The organism is Acinetobacter populi (genome assembly GCF_002174125.1).
GTDB lineage: Bacteria > Pseudomonadota > Gammaproteobacteria > Pseudomonadales > Moraxellaceae > Acinetobacter > Acinetobacter populi.
Map to the genome: position 1 here is coordinate 1014274 of NZ_NEXX01000001.1, position 21234 is coordinate 1035507.

Annotated in this window: 15 protein-coding genes; 4 read left to right on the plus strand and 11 right to left on the minus strand. The window is 40.6% G+C overall.

What is annotated here, in order from left to right; translation table 11 throughout:
- Positions 1–73 precede the first annotated feature (73 nt).
- The 5 genes from CAP51_RS04730 to CAP51_RS04750 all read right to left on the minus strand — a co-directional run bounded on the left by CAP51_RS04730 (position 74) and on the right by CAP51_RS04750 (position 7293).
- Positions 74–640, minus strand: coding sequence for a lipocalin family protein (locus CAP51_RS04730; RefSeq protein WP_087619578.1), 567 nt, complete (start codon positions 638–640; stop codon positions 74–76).
- A gap of 129 nt (positions 641–769) precedes the next feature.
- The gene (locus CAP51_RS04735) at positions 770–2233 is read right to left on the minus strand and encodes a sulfatase family protein (RefSeq protein ID WP_087619579.1); all 1464 of its coding nucleotides are present in this window, start codon (positions 2231–2233) and stop codon (positions 770–772) included.
- 75 nt (positions 2234–2308) lie between these two features.
- Positions 2309–3772 carry a sulfatase family protein gene (locus CAP51_RS04740; protein ID WP_087619580.1) on the minus strand — a complete coding sequence of 488 codons (1464 nt, stop codon included), beginning with the start codon at positions 3770–3772 and terminating at the stop codon, positions 2309–2311.
- 88 nt (positions 3773–3860) lie between these two features.
- A complete protein-coding gene (locus tag CAP51_RS04745) occupies positions 3861–6170 on the minus strand; it encodes a TonB-dependent receptor (protein ID WP_087619581.1) in 2310 nt (769 codons plus the stop codon).
- A gap of 52 nt (positions 6171–6222) precedes the next feature.
- The gene (locus CAP51_RS04750) at positions 6223–7293 is read right to left on the minus strand and encodes an ABC transporter substrate-binding protein (protein ID WP_087619889.1); all 1071 of its coding nucleotides are present in this window, start codon (positions 7291–7293) and stop codon (positions 6223–6225) included.
- Positions 7294–7677: 384 nt separating this feature from the next.
- On the opposite strand from CAP51_RS04750, the gene CAP51_RS04755 reads away from it, so the two are divergent.
- Positions 7678–8469, plus strand: coding sequence for a Crp/Fnr family transcriptional regulator (locus CAP51_RS04755; RefSeq protein ID WP_087619582.1), 792 nt, complete (start codon positions 7678–7680; stop codon positions 8467–8469).
- A 34-nt stretch (positions 8470–8503) separates the two neighbouring features.
- Here the strand turns inward: CAP51_RS04755 and CAP51_RS04760 are convergent, their stop codons facing one another.
- The 6 genes from CAP51_RS04760 to urtA form a co-directional block, all read right to left on the minus strand.
- Positions 8504–9655 carry an MFS transporter gene (locus CAP51_RS04760; protein WP_087619583.1) on the minus strand — a complete coding sequence of 384 codons (1152 nt, stop codon included), beginning with the start codon at positions 9653–9655 and terminating at the stop codon, positions 8504–8506.
- Between the two features lie 227 nt (positions 9656–9882).
- Positions 9883–10581 carry an urea ABC transporter ATP-binding subunit UrtE gene (urtE, locus tag CAP51_RS04765; RefSeq protein ID WP_087619584.1) on the minus strand — a complete coding sequence of 233 codons (699 nt, stop codon included), beginning with the start codon at positions 10579–10581 and terminating at the stop codon, positions 9883–9885.
- 10 nt (positions 10582–10591) lie between these two features.
- Positions 10592–11473, minus strand: coding sequence for an urea ABC transporter ATP-binding protein UrtD (urtD, locus tag CAP51_RS04770; RefSeq protein WP_245809070.1), 882 nt, complete (start codon positions 11471–11473; stop codon positions 10592–10594).
- A 3-nt stretch (positions 11474–11476) separates the two neighbouring features.
- The gene (gene urtC, locus CAP51_RS04775) at positions 11477–12544 is read right to left on the minus strand and encodes an urea ABC transporter permease subunit UrtC (RefSeq protein ID WP_087619585.1); all 1068 of its coding nucleotides are present in this window, start codon (positions 12542–12544) and stop codon (positions 11477–11479) included.
- A 5-nt stretch (positions 12545–12549) separates the two neighbouring features.
- Complete coding sequence (urtB, locus tag CAP51_RS04780) at positions 12550–14223, minus strand: urea ABC transporter permease subunit UrtB (RefSeq protein ID WP_171294725.1); 1674 nt, start codon at positions 14221–14223, stop codon at positions 12550–12552.
- A gap of 153 nt (positions 14224–14376) precedes the next feature.
- Positions 14377–15663, minus strand: coding sequence for an urea ABC transporter substrate-binding protein (gene urtA, locus CAP51_RS04785; protein ID WP_087619586.1), 1287 nt, complete (start codon positions 15661–15663; stop codon positions 14377–14379).
- A 229-nt stretch (positions 15664–15892) separates the two neighbouring features.
- Here urtA and CAP51_RS04790 point away from each other — a divergent pair, with 229 nt between their 5' ends.
- The 3 genes from CAP51_RS04790 to CAP51_RS04800 all read left to right on the plus strand — a co-directional run bounded on the left by CAP51_RS04790 (position 15893) and on the right by CAP51_RS04800 (position 21161).
- Complete coding sequence (locus tag CAP51_RS04790; protein ID WP_087619587.1) at positions 15893–16627, plus strand: hypothetical protein; 735 nt, start codon at positions 15893–15895, stop codon at positions 16625–16627.
- Between the two features lie 449 nt (positions 16628–17076).
- Entirely contained in the window at positions 17077–19767 is a 2691-nt protein-coding gene (locus CAP51_RS04795) for a type VI secretion system Vgr family protein (RefSeq protein WP_087619588.1), read from the plus strand.
- A gap of 11 nt (positions 19768–19778) precedes the next feature.
- The gene (locus tag CAP51_RS04800) at positions 19779–21161 is read left to right on the plus strand and encodes a phospholipase effector Tle1 domain-containing protein (protein ID WP_087619589.1); all 1383 of its coding nucleotides are present in this window, start codon (positions 19779–19781) and stop codon (positions 21159–21161) included.
- Positions 21162–21234: the final 73 nt, after the last annotated feature.

A 21234-nucleotide genomic window follows, 5' to 3' on the forward strand; every position in this document is an offset into this window, starting at 1 on the left:
GAATATCTTAATCATTTTAACCCATCGAAAGCATCTAGGCAAAACCACTTCAAATCATACCGTAGCGTATATATCAGGGTGATGATGGTGTGACCGTCTGCTTGGTCCAGATCAATTTTGAGACATCAAAGCCCTGATCTTGTGCTGTCTGTAAATAAGTGTCGATGGTTGCCTGATCAAGTGTTGGGCTACGCGATAATAACCATAAGTATTTGCGTGATGGGCCACCTACCAATGCCACCTGATAATCCGGATCCAGACGTAAAATCCAGTAGTCACCTTTGGTAAATGGCAGCCAGCGCAAAGCACGAGGCAAGAAACTTACTTTTAATTTATTTTTGGCGGGATTCTGTGCATATGCAACACCATGTGCAGATTCCACCTGACCTTTTTTATTGATACATTGATTCAGTACCCCAATGGTATTATCAGGATTCAACTCATAATTTGCTGTGACATCACTGGCACAATGCCGCTGAAAAAACATCGGTAACCGAGCAATCTCATACCATTGTCCAGCATAACGCTCAATATCGACTTCAGACGTGACCATCGGTGTAGCTTTGGCATAAAGTTGCCCATGTACTAACGACACAGCGGTCACCACACCCAGACCTATCAATAGATATGCAATTTTCATTGTTCAGGTATTCTCTTAAATTTATTTTTAGTGTAAAAGGCTTTGCCATTTGTTGTGTATCATTCCTGTCAGTGATATGGCATGAATTGAATAAAAATAGATACAAAATCTTGCCGCATAAAAATGCCATCATGGTGTAGGCAAGTTCACTTGAGGCCATTGTACCTGGGGTGTAGGTGGAATCTCATCTTCTGTTTCCAACAACCACTGCAACAGTTGATCTCTTAACGCATGGATAATTTCAATATATTTGGCATCCTCAATTAAATTAATGGTTTCGTATGGATCATTATGACGATCATATAATTCATGTTGTTCATATAAGCGCCAGACATAAGTCCAGTCACGAGTACGAATACAGGCAACTTTCCCCACCAATTTTGGATCCATATGCTGGACCTTACCTTTTAAATCATAGGGGAACGGAGGATCTTCCAAAATATCCTTTTCATTGGCATTAAAACCGCCTTCACTGAATACCGCCTCGCGATGGGACTGTTGTGGTGCAGTTAAAAGGGCTTTAAAACTTCGACCATAATGCCGATGCTGACTTTGTATCCCGGCCAAGTCTAATAAGGTCGGGAAAACATCAAGTAATTCAATCAATGCATCAGAAGTTTTACCCTGTTGAATATCCTTGCCGGAAATAATGAGTGGCGTACGAGTAAGACATTCATGTACACCACTTGGCCATTTTTCAACCACACCATAATCACCTAAATATTCCCCATGATCTGAGAACAAGACAAAATAAGTATTGTCATCTAATTGATGATCCTGAATGGCCTGTCTGATTTTTCCGACATTGTCATCAAATTTGGAGACCATGCCATAATAAACCGCCTTGATTTCTTGCCAATCCTTATCACGATATTTATCCCAGCCATGGGCTTGGCGCAATGCTTCAAGATATTTGGGCTGATAACCCTGTCCTTGACGAGGTAATGCCATAGCATCACGGTCGTACATGGAGAACCAAGGTTCTTCGACATCGAAGGGAGGATGTGGATCAATGAGAGGAATATACAATACCCAAGGTTTATTTTTAGGTTTACTGACCCATTGCTGTACGGTTTCAACGCAGGCCGTATCAAAAGTTAAATCGTTATCTTCTTTGCATCCATGATAAAAAGCACGGGACAAAGGGTGTCTATCTATGGCTTGTCTTACCTCTTCTGGATCGGTCTTAAACACTTTTCTCTGGAAAAAACTTTTTAAATCGTGACCATCAGAATGGGAAAAACCATGATAAGTAACTGATTGCTCGGTGGCATATTCTTCAAAAGTATGTCCCCGTTCACCAATATGGACCACATCATAACCATGCTGTTTAAAGTCTTTAAGAAAATTTGGCTGATTCGGTTGAATTAAATTGACCAGCGTACGATTACCATGCACATGCGGATAATAACCAGAGATAAAAGATACCCGGGATGGCGAACAAACACTATGCTGGGTAAAGACTTCGGAAAATGTCATTCCTTGTTGAGCTAAGGCATCAATGTATGGTGTTTTTACCACAGCATTTCCAAATGCTGGCAATGCATCTGCTCTTAATTGATCGGCCACAATAATGACAAAGTTAGGTTTCATACTTGCTCCCCAAAATATTTTCCTTTTGATTTTTAAAGTAGCTGATCCACGATCAGTACAAAATTTCCCCTATTTTTAAGGTCGCTCTAAATCTACTGCTACAAATCGTGTTTCCGACAATTTTGGTATTTCATCTGCGCTGTAGATCAACCAGTGCAGTAATTGTTGTTGTAACTGCTGAATAATCGTTGTGTTTTCCGGTTGCTCAATCAAATTGATAGTTTCATGTGGATCATTATGACGATCATATAATTCATGTTGTTCATATAAGCGCCAGACATAAGTCCAGTCACGAGTACGAATACAGGTAACCTTTCCCACCAATTTTGGATCCATATGCTGGACCTTACCTTTTAAATCATAGGGAAACGGAGGATCTTCCAAAATATCCTTTTCATTGGCATTAAAACCGCCTTCACTAAATACCGCCTCTCGATGGGACTGTTGCGGTGCAGTTAAAAGGGCTTTAAAACTTCGACCATAATGCCGATGCTGACTTTGTATCCCGGCCAAGTCTAATAAGGTCGGGAAAACATCAAGTAATTCAATTAGTGCATCAGAAGTTTTACCCTGTTGAATATCCTTGCCGGAAATAATGAGTGGCGTACGAGTAAGACATTCATGTACACCACTTGGCCATTTTTCAACCACACCATAATCACCTAAATATTCCCCATGATCTGAGAACAAGACAAAATAAGTATTGTCATCTAATTGATGATCCTGAATGGCCTGTCTGATTTTCCCGACATTGTCATCGAATTTGGAGACCATGCCATAATAAACCGCCTTGATTTCTTGCCAATCCTTATCACGATATTTATCCCAGCCATGGGCTTGGCGCAATGCTTCAAGATATTTGGGCTGGTAACCCTGTCCTTGACGAGGTAATACCATAGCATCACGGTCGTACATGGAGAACCAAGGCTCTTCAGCTTCAAAAGGAGGATGTGGATCAACTAAAGGAATGTATAGTACCCAAGGTTTATTTTTAGGTTTGCTAACCCATTGCTGTACGGTTTCAACACAGGCCGTATCAAAAGTTACATCGTTATCTTCTTTTCGACCATGATAAAAAGCACGAATTAATGGATTTTGATCAATATAATTCTGTAAACCCTGTGCTTTAATTTTTTGCTTTTTCTTTGCAAAAAAACTGCTTAGATCTTTCAGTTCTGGGTCGGAAAAACCATGATAGCTTACCGATGCTTCGGTCGCATGTTCGGCAAAAGTGTCACCTCTTCCACCGATATGTACCACATCATAACCATGCTGTTTAAAGTCTTTGAGAAAATTGGCTTGATTCGGTTGAATCAAATTATTTAATGTACGATTACCATGCACATGCGGATAATGCCCAGTGATAAATGACACCCTTGATGGTGAACAAACACTGTGTTGAGTAAAAGTTTCAGAAAATGCCATTCCTTGTTTGGCTAAAGCATCAATGTGTGGCGTTTTCACCACAGAATTTCCAAATAAGGGCAATGCATCTACACGTAATTGATCGGCCACAATAATGACAAAATTAGGTTTCATACTTGTTCCACAAGATATAAGTTATTATTTAATGTGATCTATCACTTGTTATCCTTGGTATTCAAGCGATAGATCAGGCTGTGTATGGTTAGAAATCTTTACGGAAGGACAAGCCGAAATAACGCTCATCATCTCTTGGCACATTACGATATAAACCATAGCTTGCTGTTGCCAGTCTAGCGTTATAGGATTTATCCAATATATTGCGGACTAAAAATGCTACCCGCCAATCAGATGCGGTATCGGCCAGACCGATACTGGCATTCCAAATACCATAAGATGGCTGTATGGTTTGTGCATTTTGTCCAATATCAAACTGGGTCTTGCTCTGCCATGCATATTGTGAAGACAGTTCAATACGCCGATTATTTGCAATTGGAACATACTGATTTATTTGCGCATTTAATTTCCAGTCTGGAGAGTTTGGCAAGGGTTTACCATTGACATTTGGGCAGGCCGAATCGGCTGGCGGACATCTAAAGTTATCAATACGGGCATGGATATTGGCAGCCGCAAGATTTAAGCGTAGATTTTCATTGACCTGAAAACTACTATCCAGTTCTACCCCTTTGGTTGACACTTCTCCAGCATTGATCAACCGGGTACTAATCCCACCACCACTATCTATGACCCGAAAATTAGCCTGAAAATTTTCATACTCGGTATAAAATGCGGCCAGATTTAAACGTAAACGGTTATTCAACCATTGTGATTTTAATCCCAGCTCAAATGAATTGGACGTTTCAGGGTCAATCACCGGTGTATCGATATTTCTCATATTAAAATACACGTTATAAGCCGGCCCTTTATAACCACGTGAATAAGTGAAATAGCTATTAATATCCGAAGAAATATCGAACTGTACGCCTGCACGTCCGGATATGCCAGTTTCTGATGTAGAACCAGAATTGGCAACCGAGTTACGAATGGAATTACGGGATTCTAGCGTTGATGGAATCGTAGAATTTCTATTGTGATAAAAAGACAGCTCATCCCGCGTTAAACGTAATCCTGTAATCAGACGTAATCTATCACTCAGGTTCCAAGTCCCTTCACCAAAAATGGCATAATTTCGACTTTCAGTACCAAAGTAAGCGACAGCATAATCATCGGCATAAGTTTGTATTGCCGTATCATACCAATGTGCATAACGCTGGGTTTTTTCATCATTATCATTTTTGGCGAAATAGATACCTGCGACATAGTTGATAAAACCTTCCTCCAGACTGGCAATACGCAATTCCTGTGAAAACTGTTTAGAGTTGACCTCACCACGATCATGAAGTAATGCAAATTGTGTTGTCGCCTCTGGCAGATAGTTATAATTAGGCAGTTGAACATTCTTCCACTGTCTTAAAGCAGTAATCGAAGAAAGTTGATGTCGATCCAAAAACCAGTCTGCTGTAAAAGAAATACCCTGATTGGTATCATCAACGGTTTCCGGTTGACTATTTACTGTACGATTCTCCTTACCCGCCACAACAGGTGCAATGGCTTGTAAATAATCTACATTAGCACTACTGACCAAAGCCCCTAAAGGTGCAGTACTCTCTTTATGAACATAATCCAAAGACAATCCAAGCGTTAGGTCATCACTCGGATTATATTCAAATTTACTGCGAATACCTTGAGTACGATAGCCATTCACATCTTGCTGAGTATGATAATTATATACGTTGCCATCATAATTGCTAAGTAATGCACTGACATTGGCTTTTAACACACCCGGAACTAACGCACCTGATGCGCCCAATTTAATACGCTGTTCATGGTCATCAGTAAAATAAACATCAACATAACCTGAAGGCTTCTCCGTTGGATTTTTAGTGACAATATTTACCACACCAGCAGTAGCATTTTTACCAAATAAAGTACCTTGTGGACCACGAAGCACTTCCACACGTTCAATATCAAGTAAATCCAGCGTAGCCTGTCCTGGGCGGCTCAACACTACGCCATCGATCACTGTAGATACAGAAGGTTCTACCCCGGGAGAAGTTGAGATGGTGCCAATCCCTCGAATAAATAATGAAGAATCCTTATTGGTCGAAGTTGCATTAAAATTGACCGAAGGTACTTCCTTGACAATCGCCTCTAGAGAGTTTTGCTGTTTTTCATCTAGCTCTTTTCCATTAATGATTGATACGGCAACAGGTACTTTCTGTAAGGATTGTTCTCGCCGAGTGGCAGTGACCACCACTGTATCCAGTTGAATGACATCCTGCGAATTTTTTTCATCTTCAGTGCCAACATTCTCTACGATATCAACCTGTTCCACTGCATAACCATGCTGTTGTAAACAGAATAAAATGCTGCTACTTAATAAACTATACTTCAGTCCAAATCGAATAGCTTGCCGCGTGAATTTAAGTGGCGTAAACGCCCGAGATAATAGCATTACAAATCCTCAATCTTAATTTTTACAATTTATCTGCATTATGTAGTGAATATCATTTCTGGATACGAGATTGATATTGCGAAGTGGGTTGCCAATAATCTTTAAGTTTCAGTTGATTCAAGGCATTATTTAAAAATTTTTGATTAATCCAGGTATTGACCTCAATATTCTGGCGAATTAAGTTTTGTTGTTTGGCCAGCTTAATTTTATTCTGTAATTGGTTTACATAATATGGATCAAATAATGGCGAATAGGCAAATTTTAGATTTGTTCCTTGTAAAGCCTGGGCATAAATAGAAGCTGGATAGGAGGCCTGAGTAAAAAACAAAGCAATTTGAGGTACTCTATTTTGTTCCTGTGATAACCAATGTGCGGCTCGAATAACCTGATTGACGACTTGCTGCGTTTCTGCGGAATGTGCTTCGATAAATGCACGATGGCCAATAAATCCACCCTGACCCGAACCTGCGCCATTAAGTTGGTTACTATTGACTGGTAACTTAACAATACCTTTATCGCGTAAAGCAAAAAATCGTGCAGGCCCCCATGATGCATCAATTTTTTTAGCGACTAAAGCTGCATTAACCGCATTAAAATCCAGATTAACAATGCGAATATCCTTGATGCTTAAACCCTGACTATTTAATGCATTAATAAAGCCCAACTCATCTGCCGTGCCACGTAACAGACCAACACGTTTCCCCTTAAGTTCAGATAAATTTTTGATATTTAGGTCTGAACGCACAGCCAGATAATTGGTGCCACCACGACCTGAGGCAACCAATAGCTGTGTATCAAGTCCACCTGCTTTACCAATAATCAAAGGAAAATCACCTAAAAAAGCAAAATCAACTTGGTTATTTGCAAGGGCTTCATTAATTGCTGGCCCTGCACCTTTAAAAAACAACCATTCTATTTTGATGTTTTGTTTGGCAAACGCTTTCTCCAACCATTGATTCACATAAAGCACATCCACCACACCACCACCTGCGCTCTTGCTACCGGCACTGACATCCGGTGAAGCAATGCGAATTACTTTTGGCGCTTGGGCAAAAAGTGCCTGCGAGCACAGCAGTAGTACCAATATCATCACTGATGAATAAAATCGGATTATATTTTTCATTGCCACATCCCCCATGATATTTTGCAGTCATGTGATATCCTTCATATACAAGCAATAGAATACTGATGACGCCATGGCGGCCAATTTAAATGATATGCCAAGAACTAATCTGTAGCATTTGCCCCAGATGTTTTAGCATTTCATGATTTAGATAGTAATAAAAAATATATGCCTTGAATTAAACAGCTTTGTTAACCAAAAAATTGTTATTTGTTTCTGAATCTTCGTCGATGATGATTTCTTTTTCGTATATAAGTTAAGTCATTTTTATGCATTATACCCCCACCTATTTACGTTAGAATTTTTAGGCAACAAACGATATTATGAACTGATCTCATGCTATTAAATCATGGTTCCCAAATACATGCGTAAGGATGGTTATATATGAATATTTTTAATTATCCATCTTCGCAAGATATCGGTATTTCTCCTGACAAAATTGCTCAGAACCAGACGCCAAAATACGCTAGCAATAAGATAATTACTGATTATTATCAACTTGCAATTGAGCAGCTCTCCGAATATAAATTTTTTCAATTATGTAGCGAAGAAGAAAAACAAAAAATTTATCAACATTTAAAAATTGTACATTATCCGGCAGGACATTATATTTATACAGCCAATCAGACCTGTCATGAAGTTACCATCATTCTAAAAGGGATCATTAGGACAGCATGGACAACCCCGGAAGGGAAACATCATATTTATAAATTCCTGCCTGCTGGATTATTAACCAATATTGTGCCCGTCGTGACCCATCAGTATTTTGGACATGACCATATTAGTCATGAACCAACTATTGTCGCAATGATACCAGGCAATCTATTCTTAGATATTCTTGAACATAATCCAAAAGCCCTTTATGTTATTTTCCAGCTGATTTGTAATCGCTCGCACTTACATTATTTTGATTCCTATTATCAATCGACCCAACCTTTGCAAATAAGACTTGCCCGAGAATTAATTTATTTAGTCGAGTTTTTTTCATTACAGCTTGATTCCGACATTAAAATTCAGATCAAACTGAGTCAGGAAAATTTTGCCGAATTGCTCAATACATCAAGAAAGAATATCAATAAAGAACTTTCTATTCTGGCACAACAAGGAATCGTTAAGGTTCGATATCATCAAATTCATGTCCTCGATCTGGAAAAATTAAAAAACCTGATCAAATAAATAAGACATCTTGGATCCATCAAACCTATCTATTCTATCCCGCCTTTTGAATGGTTTTGGGTAATCCCATAACCCAGAATAATCCAAGTAAACTGGCCAACCCTGCGAGCATGAAAATGATCTCACCGGACAGCATATCCCAATATCGCCCAGCCAAAACACTACCAGAAGCGACACCCAAGCCCCACATCATGCTATATAATGCCTGCCCCCGCCCCTGTTGTCTGGCACTAAAATTCTGAAAAATAATCCGCATGGCAATTAAATGAAATAGACCAAAACTAAAGGCATGAATACACTGCGCCAAAAATTGCAAGACAAAAAACTGTGGAAATAAACCCACCATAAACCAGCGTACCGCAGTCAGTAACAGACACAAAATAATCAGACTACGCCAGGAAAACCGCTGAAAAAAGTAATTGGCAATGGCAAACATGATAATTTCGGCCACTACACCAGTTGACCATAAAAAACCAATTTGTGCGGTGTTATAGCCTGCCTGTTGCAGATAATTGCTATAAAAGCTATAAAACGGTGCATGGGAAAATAATAGAATAAATTCAATCACCAAAAAACTTGCCACCACGGGCCGTTTTAAAATCGGTAATATTGGCTCTAATTGCTGCTGTGCAGAGGGCGCATTTTCTGGTTCAGCAATACTAAATGACCAGATAAAAGCAAAGATCGCGATGACCAGCAATAAAATAGGCAACATGCTGATCGACACATGTTGCAAAATCAACCCAATGATAAACACACCGGCAATAAAACCAATCGATCCCCATTTACGCACTTTGCCATATAACTGCTGTCTTTTCTCACCGAGCCAGAATAAAGTAACGCCTTCAAATTGCGCCAGAATCGCATTCTGAAAGAAACTAAAAATCAGCATAATGATGGCAATGGTCTGAAAATTTTTAGAGATAAAAAAAATGGTCAGCCATACTCCGGCTTCGACAAACGTTGCCAGCCGAATCCATACCATACGCTTGCCGGTACGATCTGCCAGCCAGCCCCATACAAATGGCGCCACAAAGCGTGTTAGAATAGCAATGGTACTCAGTAAGCCAATTTCAAAATGGCTGAAATTCTCATGTTCTAGATACAGACTCCAGTACGGTAAAAACGTACCCACAATTGCATAATAGCAAAAATAAAAGCCAGCCAATTTAAATGCAATGGGCATGTTACTTACTCAGTCACGAATCTTGAGGCGTATCATATGCCGAACCAATCCTAAAATCTGTGTTTTTTTCCTCAGATGAGCAGCCTGTTGATATTTTATTATTGGCTATTCTGACAAGCCCTTATGATGAGTCATATTTCAACATCATGGCGTGCTAGATTGCACACCACAATGCTGTCATGACCACAAAAATACTGCCTCGGCGTGGGAAAAGGCAAAATCAACGCTTAAATGGCCACCATTTCCTTAATGCCTTTCTCTGGCATTTCACTGCCAATCCCTTGTGCAATCACTTGACCACGTGCCATCACGGTATAATTATCCGCCAGCTCTTCGGCAAAATCATAAAACTGTTCAACCAGTACAATTGCCATATCGCCCTGATCTGCCAGTTTACGAATCACTCGTCCAATATCCTTGATAATTGAGGGCTGAATCCCTTCGGTTGGCTCATCCAAAATCAATACTCGGGGTTCTGATGCCAGTGCACGGGCAATCGCCAATTGTTGTTGTTGCCCACCTGAAAGATCACCACCACGGCGATGTTTCATTTCTTCCAGTACCGGAAAAATTTCATACAGATGCTCCGGCACTTTACGGGTTTTCGCCCCGGAAAATTTTGCCATACCAATCAAAATATTTTCTTCCACGGTCAAGGTCGAAAAAATATCCCGCCCTTGCGGTACATAGCCTAAGCCCGCACGCACCCGCTGTTCTGGTGACATTTTGGAAATATCCTTGCCATCGAGCAAAATTTGTCCCGATTTAATTGGCAGAATTCCCATCAGGCATTTTAATAATGTCGTTTTACCCACACCATTGCGTCCCAAAATGACCGAACATTCGCCAACAGGCGCATCCAGCGAGACATCACGCAGAATATGACTACCACCATAATATTGGTTAATTTCACGTATTTCTAACATGCTGCTCTCCTTAACGCCCCAGATATTTTTCAATCACATCTTCATTGGCCTGTACTTCAGCCAATGTGCCCTCAGCAAGGATTGCACCTTGCGCCAGAACGGTGACTTTTTCACTGATGGTATCAATAAAGCTCATGTCGTGTTCCACCACCACAAGTGTATGGTTTTTCTTTAATTCCAGACAAAGTTCTGCGGTACGCTCGGTTTCGGCATCCGTCATGCCTGCCACGGGTTCATCTAGTAAAATCAGTTTTGGACGTTGCATTAACAGCATGCCGATTTCCAGCCATTGCTTCTGGCCATGCGACAATAACCCTGCCTGCTTACCAACAAATTCCTGTAAACGGATCTGGACTAAGGTTTCGTCTAATGCCAGTTGCGCATCGGGATCAAGTTTGGAAAACAGGCTTTTTGCCACACGCTTATCCCGAGGCGCAGCCAGTAATAGATTTTCCATCACGGTAAAATTTTCAAATACCGTGGGTTTCTGGAATTTACGTCCAATCCCCGCCTCGGCAATTTGTTCGGTGGTCATTTTGGCAAGATTGTAATTTTGTCCAAAAAATGCCGAACCTTCGGTGGGACGGGTTTTACCGGTAATCACATCCATCAAGGTGGTTTTACCGGCACCATTGGGACCAATAATACAGCGTAATTCGCCTTCATCAATATAGAGTGATAAATCATTCAGGGCACGGAAAGAATCGAACCAAACACTGACTTTTTCCAGATAAAGGGCGATACCGTGGGTAAAATCCGCACCCTCTTCTTTAGGGCGACCATAACCATCTGCGGCATGACCACCATGTTCTTGCGATGCGTCTTGTTGTGCCAAATGTGCGATAGAATTTTGTTCAGGGCGTGCGGTATGGCTGTGTGTAATACTTGTCATTGCTTAGCCCTCCTTTTTAAAACGGTCAAAGATGCCAATAATGCCTTTCGGTAAAAATAAGGTCACCACCACAAATAATGCACCTAGAATCAATAGCCATGCTTCTGGATAAGCCACAGTAAAGTAGGTTTTCACGCCATTAATGACACCTGCGCCAAGGATTGCACCAATCAATGTGCCACGTCCACCCGCTGCAACCCAGACCGCCATTTCAATCGAATTGACAGGGTTCATTTCACTTGGGTTAATAATCCCCACTTGCGGTACATATAATGCACCGGCAATCCCGGCAATCACCGCAGACAATGTCCATGCAGAAAGTTTGTACCACAAGGTACGATAGCCCAAATATTGCAAACGGTTTTCACTGTCACGAATCGCGCCCAATACCCGTCCATAGGGTTGATTCATCAAATGACGTAACCCCATATAACACAGCAGTAGAATTAAAGCTGTCGCAAAACACAGTACAGCACGAGTCGATGCAGAGGTAATATCAAAACCTAAAATGGTTTTAAAGCCGGTAAAACCATTATTACCGCCAAAACCTGTTTCATTACGGAAGAATAATAACGCTGCGGCAAAAACCATTGCTTGCGTGATAATGGAAAAATACACGCCTTTAATTTTGGAACGAAAGGCGAAGAAACCAAAGATAAATGCCACCAGTCCCGGTACCAATACCACCAGAATAATTGCCCACCAAAAATGTTGTGTCCCAGCCCAATACCACGGCATTTCCGTCCAGCTTAAAAAGCGCATAAAGTCAGGTAAACCATCACCTGCACTTTGACGCATCAAATACATGCCAAATGCGTAGCCACCAAGTGCAAAGTACAAACCATGGCCCAGACTTAAAATGCCCGCATAGCCCCAGACCAAATCCAGTGCCAAAGCCACCATCGCCAGACACATGATTTTGCCAATCAGAGTGACCCAGTAAGCAGACAGATGCATGGCAGAATCGGGTGGTAAAAGATGAAACCACGGCAAGATCAAAAGAATCGCAAAACAAACACCGATTAAAATTGCACTACGTGGCTTATCGGCTAAAAGTTGTATCATACTCATGCTGTCTACTCCACAAAACGACCTTTAATGGCGAATAAACCTTGTGGACGTTTCTGAATAAACAGAATCACAAGAACCAACAGGATAATTTTGGCAAGTACAGCACCCATGCCGATTTCCAGCACAGTACCACTGATGCCCAGCCCCAACGCTGCCAATACCGCGCCCCAGACCTGACCGACACCACCGACCACAACCACTAGGAATGCATCAATAATATAGCGTTGTCCCAGATCTGGTCCGACATTACCGATTTGTGCCAACGCACAGCCTGCAAGACCTGCAAGACCCGAACCTAAGCCAAAAGCCAGCATATCAATCCGTGCTGAACGAATCCCGACGGCGCGTGCCATTTGACGATTTTGCGTTACCGCACGTACAAATAGACCGAAACGGGTTTTATTCAACAAGAATACCAGAAGTAATAACACCACCACGGTAAAGCCAATAATGGCAATACGGTTATAAGGCAACATCAAACTTGGGGTAATTTCAATTGCCCCACTCAACCATGAAATATTGGAGACTTCGACATTTTGTGCGCCAAAAATCATGCGTACCAGTTGCATCAGAATCAAACTTACCCCAAAGGTAGCAAGTAAAGTTTCAAGCTGACGACCATATAAAGGGCGAATCACCAGTCGCTCAATGATCATGCCGATAATTGCACTAACCAGAAATGCCGCAGGAATCGCAATCACCAGATACCAGTTGACCATATCACCCAGATAGGTTTTAAACAGGCTTTGCACCACATAAGTAGTATAGGCACCGATCATGATCAACTCACCATGTGCCATATTAATCACACCGAGCAAACCATAGGTAATCGCCAGACCTAAAGCGGCAAGCAATAACACACTGGCCGTACTTAAACCTGAAAAGACATGCCCTGTCCACTCACTGGCTTGAATCCGAGTTTTAATGCTACTTTGTGCATCCTGTAAGGCCGCTTTTAAATCGGGATTAAGATTTTTCTGTTGTGCAGCACTTTGCAGCATTGCCAGTACATCGGGACTATTACTGTCTTTAAGTACCTTCACTGCATTAATTTTGGTTAAGACATCCTCAGACTGAAAATCAATCCGTGCCTTCAACTGTGCCAATGCAGCTTTCACCTTATTATTTTGTTCTTTTAGATATAAATCATTGATGGTTTTGCTATCCAGCGCGCCTATATCGGATTCCAGAATTTTTACCGCTTGCAAGCGTTGTTTGGCATCATCAGATTGTAATTTTGCTTTGGCCTGTCCAAAACTCAACGCCTGACGCAATGTATTGGCAAGAATCACTTGTGACAAATCATTTGGCCAACTACTTAATTCCTGTTTGCCAGGATAAGAGAATAGTTTTTCATCATTTTTCAGAATATAGGTATTACCGGCACCATCCTGATACAGTTCATTTTTATCAATTAAATCAACCAGTTGATCAAACTGCTCAATACTGCCCGGCCATTGATTCAACATGGCACGACGGGTATTAAAATCACCTTTGACAAATTGCTGAATTGCGTCGCCCTGCGTTGCAGATAACACGACTTCGGAATTATTTTCTGTGCTTGTAGATAAAATAGAATCTGCACTGATTGATGTATTGTCTGCCCATGCTGGTTGCATGGCAAACTGCATCAATAAACATAGACTTGCGATACTGTGTAGCAAAGTAGAGAGCTGCATAATAAGCCACTCCTCATAAAGCATATTAGAGTTTTGGCATCTTAATCATTCAGGGACAGAATTTATTTATATCAGGAATGACCAAGATGCTTGAGTTGCAAGGAAAATAAAAAAATCACCTGCCGCAAGAGGGGCAGCAGGTGGGCTACAAAACTATTTAGGAATATATGGACTCCAGTTTTCTGCACGAATCACTTCTGGTGTTTTGTACACAACGTCAAACTGACCATCGGCACGAATCTGACCAATCATTACAGGTTTCCATAAATGATGATTTTCTTCATCCATTTTCAGGGTATAACCTGATGGCGCAGCATAAGTCTGACCTTTCATGGCTTCACGCACTTTATCAACCTCAGTAGAACCAGCTTTTTCAACGGCTTGTTTCCACATATGGATACCGACATAAGTCGCTTCCATTGGATCGTTGGTTACCACTTTATCGGCATTTGGAAGTTTATAATCGACAGCAAACTGTTTGTAATCTTTAATAAATTTGGCATTGGTTGGGTTTTTAACCGACATGAAGTAGTTCCACGCGGCCAGATGACCCACCAATGGTTTGGTATCAATACCACGTAATTCTTCTTCACCCACAGAGAATGCCATCACCGGAATATCAGAAGCCTTAATGCCCTGATTCCCCAGCTCACGATAGAATGGCACATTAGAGTCACCATTGATGGTTGAAATCACCGCAGTCTTTTTACCCGCAGCAAATTTCTTGATATTTGCCACAATGGTTTGATAGTTACTATGACCAAACGGCGTGTATTCTTCCATGATGTCTTTTTCAGCTACACCTTTGGATTTCAGGAATGCACGTAAAATCTGATTGGTGGTACGCGGGTAAACATAATCTGTCCCCAATAATACAAAGCGCTCTGCCTTGCCACCTTCATCACCCATTAAATATTCAACCGCAGGAATTGCCTGTTGGTTTGGCGCAGCGCCAGTATAGAAAATATTGTTAGACTGTTCCTGCCCTTCATACTGTACAGGATAGAACAATAAACCGTTTAATTCTTCAACCACGGGTAAAACCGATTTACGTGACACGGAAGTCCAGCAACCAAAAATCACATCGACTTTATTCTGTGTTAATAATTGACGGGTACGCTCGGCAAATAATGGCCAGTCTGAGGCAGGATCCACCACCACAGGTTCTAGTTTTTTACCTAATACACCACCCGCAGCATTGATTTCATTAATGGTCATCAATGCTGTATCTTTCAGTGATGTTTCTGAAATTGCCATGGTGCCAGATAATGAATGTAAGATACCCACTTTGATGGTATCGCCACTCGCCGCTGGTGCAGTCGTTTCTGTTGCAGCTTTTTCTTCTGTTTTTTCAGCAGGCTTTGAACACCCAACTAATGTTAAACTCCCCATCATTGCTGCGACTAAAAAAGACAGTGGCATTATACGTTGCTTAATCATGTTTGACTCCGTCAAGAATTTTTGTAGCGATCTAAAACTGTCTGTATAAATTCAATTTCTATGCCAACTTTATTTTTTTAATATAAATCATTTGGTTATATGTAAAATTATAAGACTTTACAAATCCCCATCATTGCATATACAAATATTGATCAATAAAAGTAAAATTTGTGCACAATAATTTGAACCAAAATAGTGCAAAACATTTAAACAGCGCGTGGGGAAAATAATGTTAAAAAGAATACAATATCTCACCCTTATTTTATTAGGCTTAGGACACCTCTCCCAAAGTCATGCCAGCAGTGAACAGGACATTGTGGCAGGCTGTCAAAAACTCACACAATATGCACAGCAAGGTGCAAAATTTTATCAGCAGAAGCATTATCAAAAAGCACGCGATGCTTTTTTAGATCAGGCAGCATGGATACATTTTTGCCTCTACCAAACCGATATCACTGGAAAAAAAATTAGCGATGAGCAGCTTGCCACTGCCTATAATAATGTTGGCTTAAGCTATGCAAAACTTGCACAACCGCGCTGGGCGCGCGCATGGTTTGAACTGACACCAGAGTCGGCAAAAAGTCAATTTAATCTAAAGCAACTGCCGCCTGTGCAAGCCAGTAAATCCAAACAAGGCACTTATGTCCGTTATGCCGGACAGGGGCAATGGAATACCCTGGAAATCACCAACAAAGGGAATGTTTACCAGATTGACTTTAATGGTCTAAGAATGGGTGTGAATGGTTTAATTTATGGGCCAAATCTGGGCGAATTTAGCATTACCATGCCCAAAAATGCGTCTTTGGCGGAATATCATCATGAAAATTGCATCATTCAGTTAAAATTTCTACCAGCCAATGCACAAGGAGAACGCATTAAGGTGACACAAAATCAGATGGATGCAGAATGTGGTTTTGGCTTTGGAGTCTATGCGGATGGCAGCTATCTAAAAGTAGAAAATTAAAAATATAAAACTCGTTTTAATCCAGAGATGAAAAGCAGAACACTGGAAATCGTAGAACAGTTTTATTGCCGGCCCAAACATCTTTATATATCGTCGATACGTTTATTCTCCGACTTAAAATCTGGTTTGATTATCGGCTGGTGTATAGCATATGATTTTTTACAGATCAATTACATTGAAAATCAAGGCCATCTCGATAACTATGTTTTATATGATCATGGATGAAGGAACAGTGACAATTTAGCATATTTTCTTAGTGAGAAAACATTTAATTAAGATAATGTTTTTAAATAAATATTTATATAATTAAGTTGTGATTCATAATTAAAAATATAGTTTTCAACAATCTTATTAATAATATCTTTACCAAATGCATTAAAAAATCTACAACACACATTTCTTCAGAAATCCATTATTCTTTGATTTTTAAAATCAATTTCATATATAAAATGCACCATCAAATCCAACTATACGGCACAGCCTTGCCAGAAAGTGATTATGGCACCCCTTACTTTTGGTTTGACGCCTTGTCCGGTCATGAAAAGATCAATGCATTATTTGAATATCAACTGATTGTTAAAGTACGCGATCAATACCTTAATCCGGCACATGGATATCGGGGACTAGAAGGTTATGTATCACCGCAGGAAGCAGCGACAGGCGGAAGTCCCGCTTCATATCTCAATTTACAAAGTTTGATTGGCACAGAAGTCGGCATACAAATGCGACTGGACGGACTCATTCCGTTGTTAAATGGATTGGGCGGTAATTTACAAGCGACTACCGAACAAACGAGTCAGAATCAACTGAGCGGAACCAGATATTATCGGGGCTTGGTCAATCGGGTGGAAGCATTATCAGTGCGTAATCGCCATGCCTTGTATAAAATCACTCTGGTACCCTGGCTATGGTTACTGACTAAACGCACAGATTTTAAAATCTATCAAAATAAAAATGTATTACAGATCATCGAAGAAGTTTTGCAACGCTACCATTATCCGGTGGACTATCGTTGTCATACGGATTATGCAGCTCTGGATTTTCAGGTGCAGTATGGCGAAACGGATTATGACTTTATCTGCCGCCTAATGCAGGAACATGGCATCAACTATCATTTTGAGCATAGCCGAGATCACTTGACACTGGTGTTATCCGACCATAATGCAGCTTACAACGAAATGGAAGCTGTAGGCTATCGTGAGTTGAGTATCTATCCACCGAACCAGCGTTTCCCGCAACAGGCCGAATATATCGAGCAGTTTGAACCCGCCCAGCAACTGGTGAGCGGCATAGTAAGCTTAAGTGATTATCAGTTTAAACAGCCACAACTGGTACAAACGGGCACTGACCAATATCTGTGGGAACATCGCCATGCGGAACAGGAAATATATGAATGGCAACAAGGTGACTTTGTCGATGGTGAAGCCGGACAGGTCAAAGCAACGACATTGTCAGAAAGCCATTATCAACATGGCCATCGAGCAATAGGGAAAGGACGCTTAAAAGGCTTGCAAACTGGCTATAAATTCACATTGAATAATCACCCGAACACGGCCAGTAATCGGGGATGGTTGGTATTAGGGACACAAACCCTGATCAGGGACATTAGTGAAGAAAAGGCTAATAACCAGTTTTATGATGCACAGGTAGAGTTTCTAGTGCAGCCGGAAGACCAGACCCTTCGACCGGATAGAACCTTTGAGAAACCACATGGTCGACCACAAACAGCCACAGTAATTGGTCCAGAGGGAGAAGAAATCTATACCGATCAGTATGGTCGGGTGAAAGTGAAATTCCACTGGGATCGTTATGGTCGTCAGGATGCTGATGAAACTATGGGACAGCATAAAGATATCAATACCTGCTGGTTAAGAGTATCGACTGGCTGGGCGGGGAATAATTACGGGACGATTCATCTACCAAGGATTGGTCAGGAAGTGATCGTAGATTTTTTTAATGGTGATCCGGATATGCCGTTTGTCGCGGGACGACTGACCAATCCTGAGCAGATGCCACTGTGGGAATTACCGAGTCAAAAAGCATTATCGGGGATTAAATCAAAAGAGCTGCAAGGCCAGCAAAGCAACCAATTGGTGATGGACGATACCCCGGAACAGGTACAGATTCATTTGAGAAGTGACCATCAAGCCAGTGAATTGAATCTAGGCTATATCACCCGCATACCTGATGCGAGTGGCAGGACGGATTACCGTGGCGAAGGCTTTGAGTTAAGAACGGATGGGCATGGGGCAATTCGGGCAGAAAAAGGTTTGATTCTGACCAGCTATGGTAAGCCCGATGCAGAGAGCTATGTAAAGGATATTGATGAAAGCACGACATTGATGAAATCGGCTGTCGATCAACAGGAAAGCCATATTCAAAGTGCTATAGATTATAGTGTGGAAGACCGTAATATTACAGATACAGCGATCACTAGATTAAAACAGGATTATCAGTCTATTAAAGGTGATGCAAACAAAAACAAATATCCAGAAATTGATAGTCCACAAATGATTCTATCTTCACCACAGAGTATATCTCAGTTGGCGGATCAAAATATAAACACTTCGGCCAAAGAACACATCACCTTAACTAGTGGCGCAGATTTAAGTATTGCAACGGGTAAAAAGCTATTAGCCAGCGTTGCAAAAGGAATTGGATTATTTGCCCATAGTCTTGGCGCAAAATTAATAGCAGCAAGTGGTAAGATAGAAATCCATGCACAAACAGATGCAATGGATATCATTGCAGATGAAGTACTAAAAATTATTAGCAAGAAGAAAAAAGTTGAGATTTCGGCTGCGGAGGAAATTGTGCTTAATGTACAAGGAAATTACATCAAAATTACACCAGATAACATTGAACAAGGATCCAAAGGCGAATGGACAGCATATGCAACTAAACATAATTTACTAGGACCAAAAACCATAAATTATGCGATGCCACAGGATCCGTATGATGAAATGTATGTGATACGGGATCCACAAGGCAACCCTATTTCAGGATTTCCATATAAAATTACCACACCAGATGGAAAAATTTATCGTGGCATAAGTAATGACAAAGGCGAAACCATTCGCCTAGGTACAGGCTATATCGGAAAAGGCATTGTTTTATCAGAAGATATTAATGAAGAATAAGGAAAATCGTGATGGCACCTCCCAGTAAAAACAAAACCAGCTCGGCAACTACAAGTATCAACCAGCAAGCACAATCCAACCAGCAAAAAGATTCTTTTACCCCTGTAGTGATCAATCAGGCAACCATTAATGTATTTTTTGATGGTACAAAAAATAATTTATACAATATTGATGCACATGACAGGTTTAAAGCGCAAATCGCAAAAAATGCAAAAGATTATGAAAGCTATACCAATGCCTATTCCAATGTGGCACATTTATATAGTAATCGTTTACTAAAAAAAGGGATAAGTTGGGTTTATATTGAAGGGATGGGATCCAGCAAATATCAGGAAGATAGTACCCGTGGCTTTGCTTTTGGTAGTGGAGAAACCGGTATAGTGGAGCGTGCCAAATCTGCATTTAATGCGATACAACAAAAATTGAAAGATGATCAAGGTCAAATTAAACCCAATATTCTTATATTAAATGTTTTTGGTTTTAGTCGAGGTGCTGCAACGGCACGACATTTTGTTCATCTGGCAAAAACTCAGCCCAGGTTGTTTAAGGATTGGGGGATATCGGCCAATCGGATTCGTTTTGGTTTTATTGGTATTTTTGATACAGTTTCATCCTTTCAAGATTTTGGTATAGATAAGAAAACCGCTGTATTTGGGCTAAGTGGTGCAGGTTATAATGCTGTAAATCCGGACTTTGATGATGATGTCAATGAACTCAGTCTTGATTTTAGGGCATTGGATAGCAATGATAAAAAAATAACCAAAGTCTGCCATATTGTCGCATGTGATGAATATCGGGAATATTTTTCATTAACCAATATTATTGCAGCCATTCGGGATAAATATGGTCTGGAAATATTAATGAATGGCGCACATTCGGATATTGGCGGCAGTTACCCCAGTGGATTAAGTGATGGCTATCATATTTCCAATGATAAATTAAAAAATTGGTTTTTGGATCAAGGCTTTTATAAAACAGACAATATTAAAACACTTCAAAAAGTTAATCCTCGCGCAATCTCACCCGGGCATCTTGCTAGTCGGAAAAACATCCCCAATGATTACCACAAAATATCATTAAAGATTATGCGTCTGATAGCTCAACAATTTGGTGGCTTAACTTTCAATAAAAATATTCTTGTACATGAACAAAAAATTCCTAATGGTATTCTAAAAGAATTAATCGTTCGTCAACCTGCAACGGTGATAAAGAATCTACAGTGGGGCAACCGTCTGGATTTATGCTTAAAAGATCAGGCACAGGTACAAAATTTAAGGCATCAGTATTTACACTGGTCAGCACGTAAAAGCTATAACGGTGGATTAACGGATGATCTAGGCTATACCATCCGCTTAAAAAATGGTTTGCCGTACAGGAAGATACATAATGGCTAAAAATAAAAAAACCAATATAGTCATCAGTATTGCTTGTATATTTTTTTTAGCTTTAATTTTATTTCAAGGATAT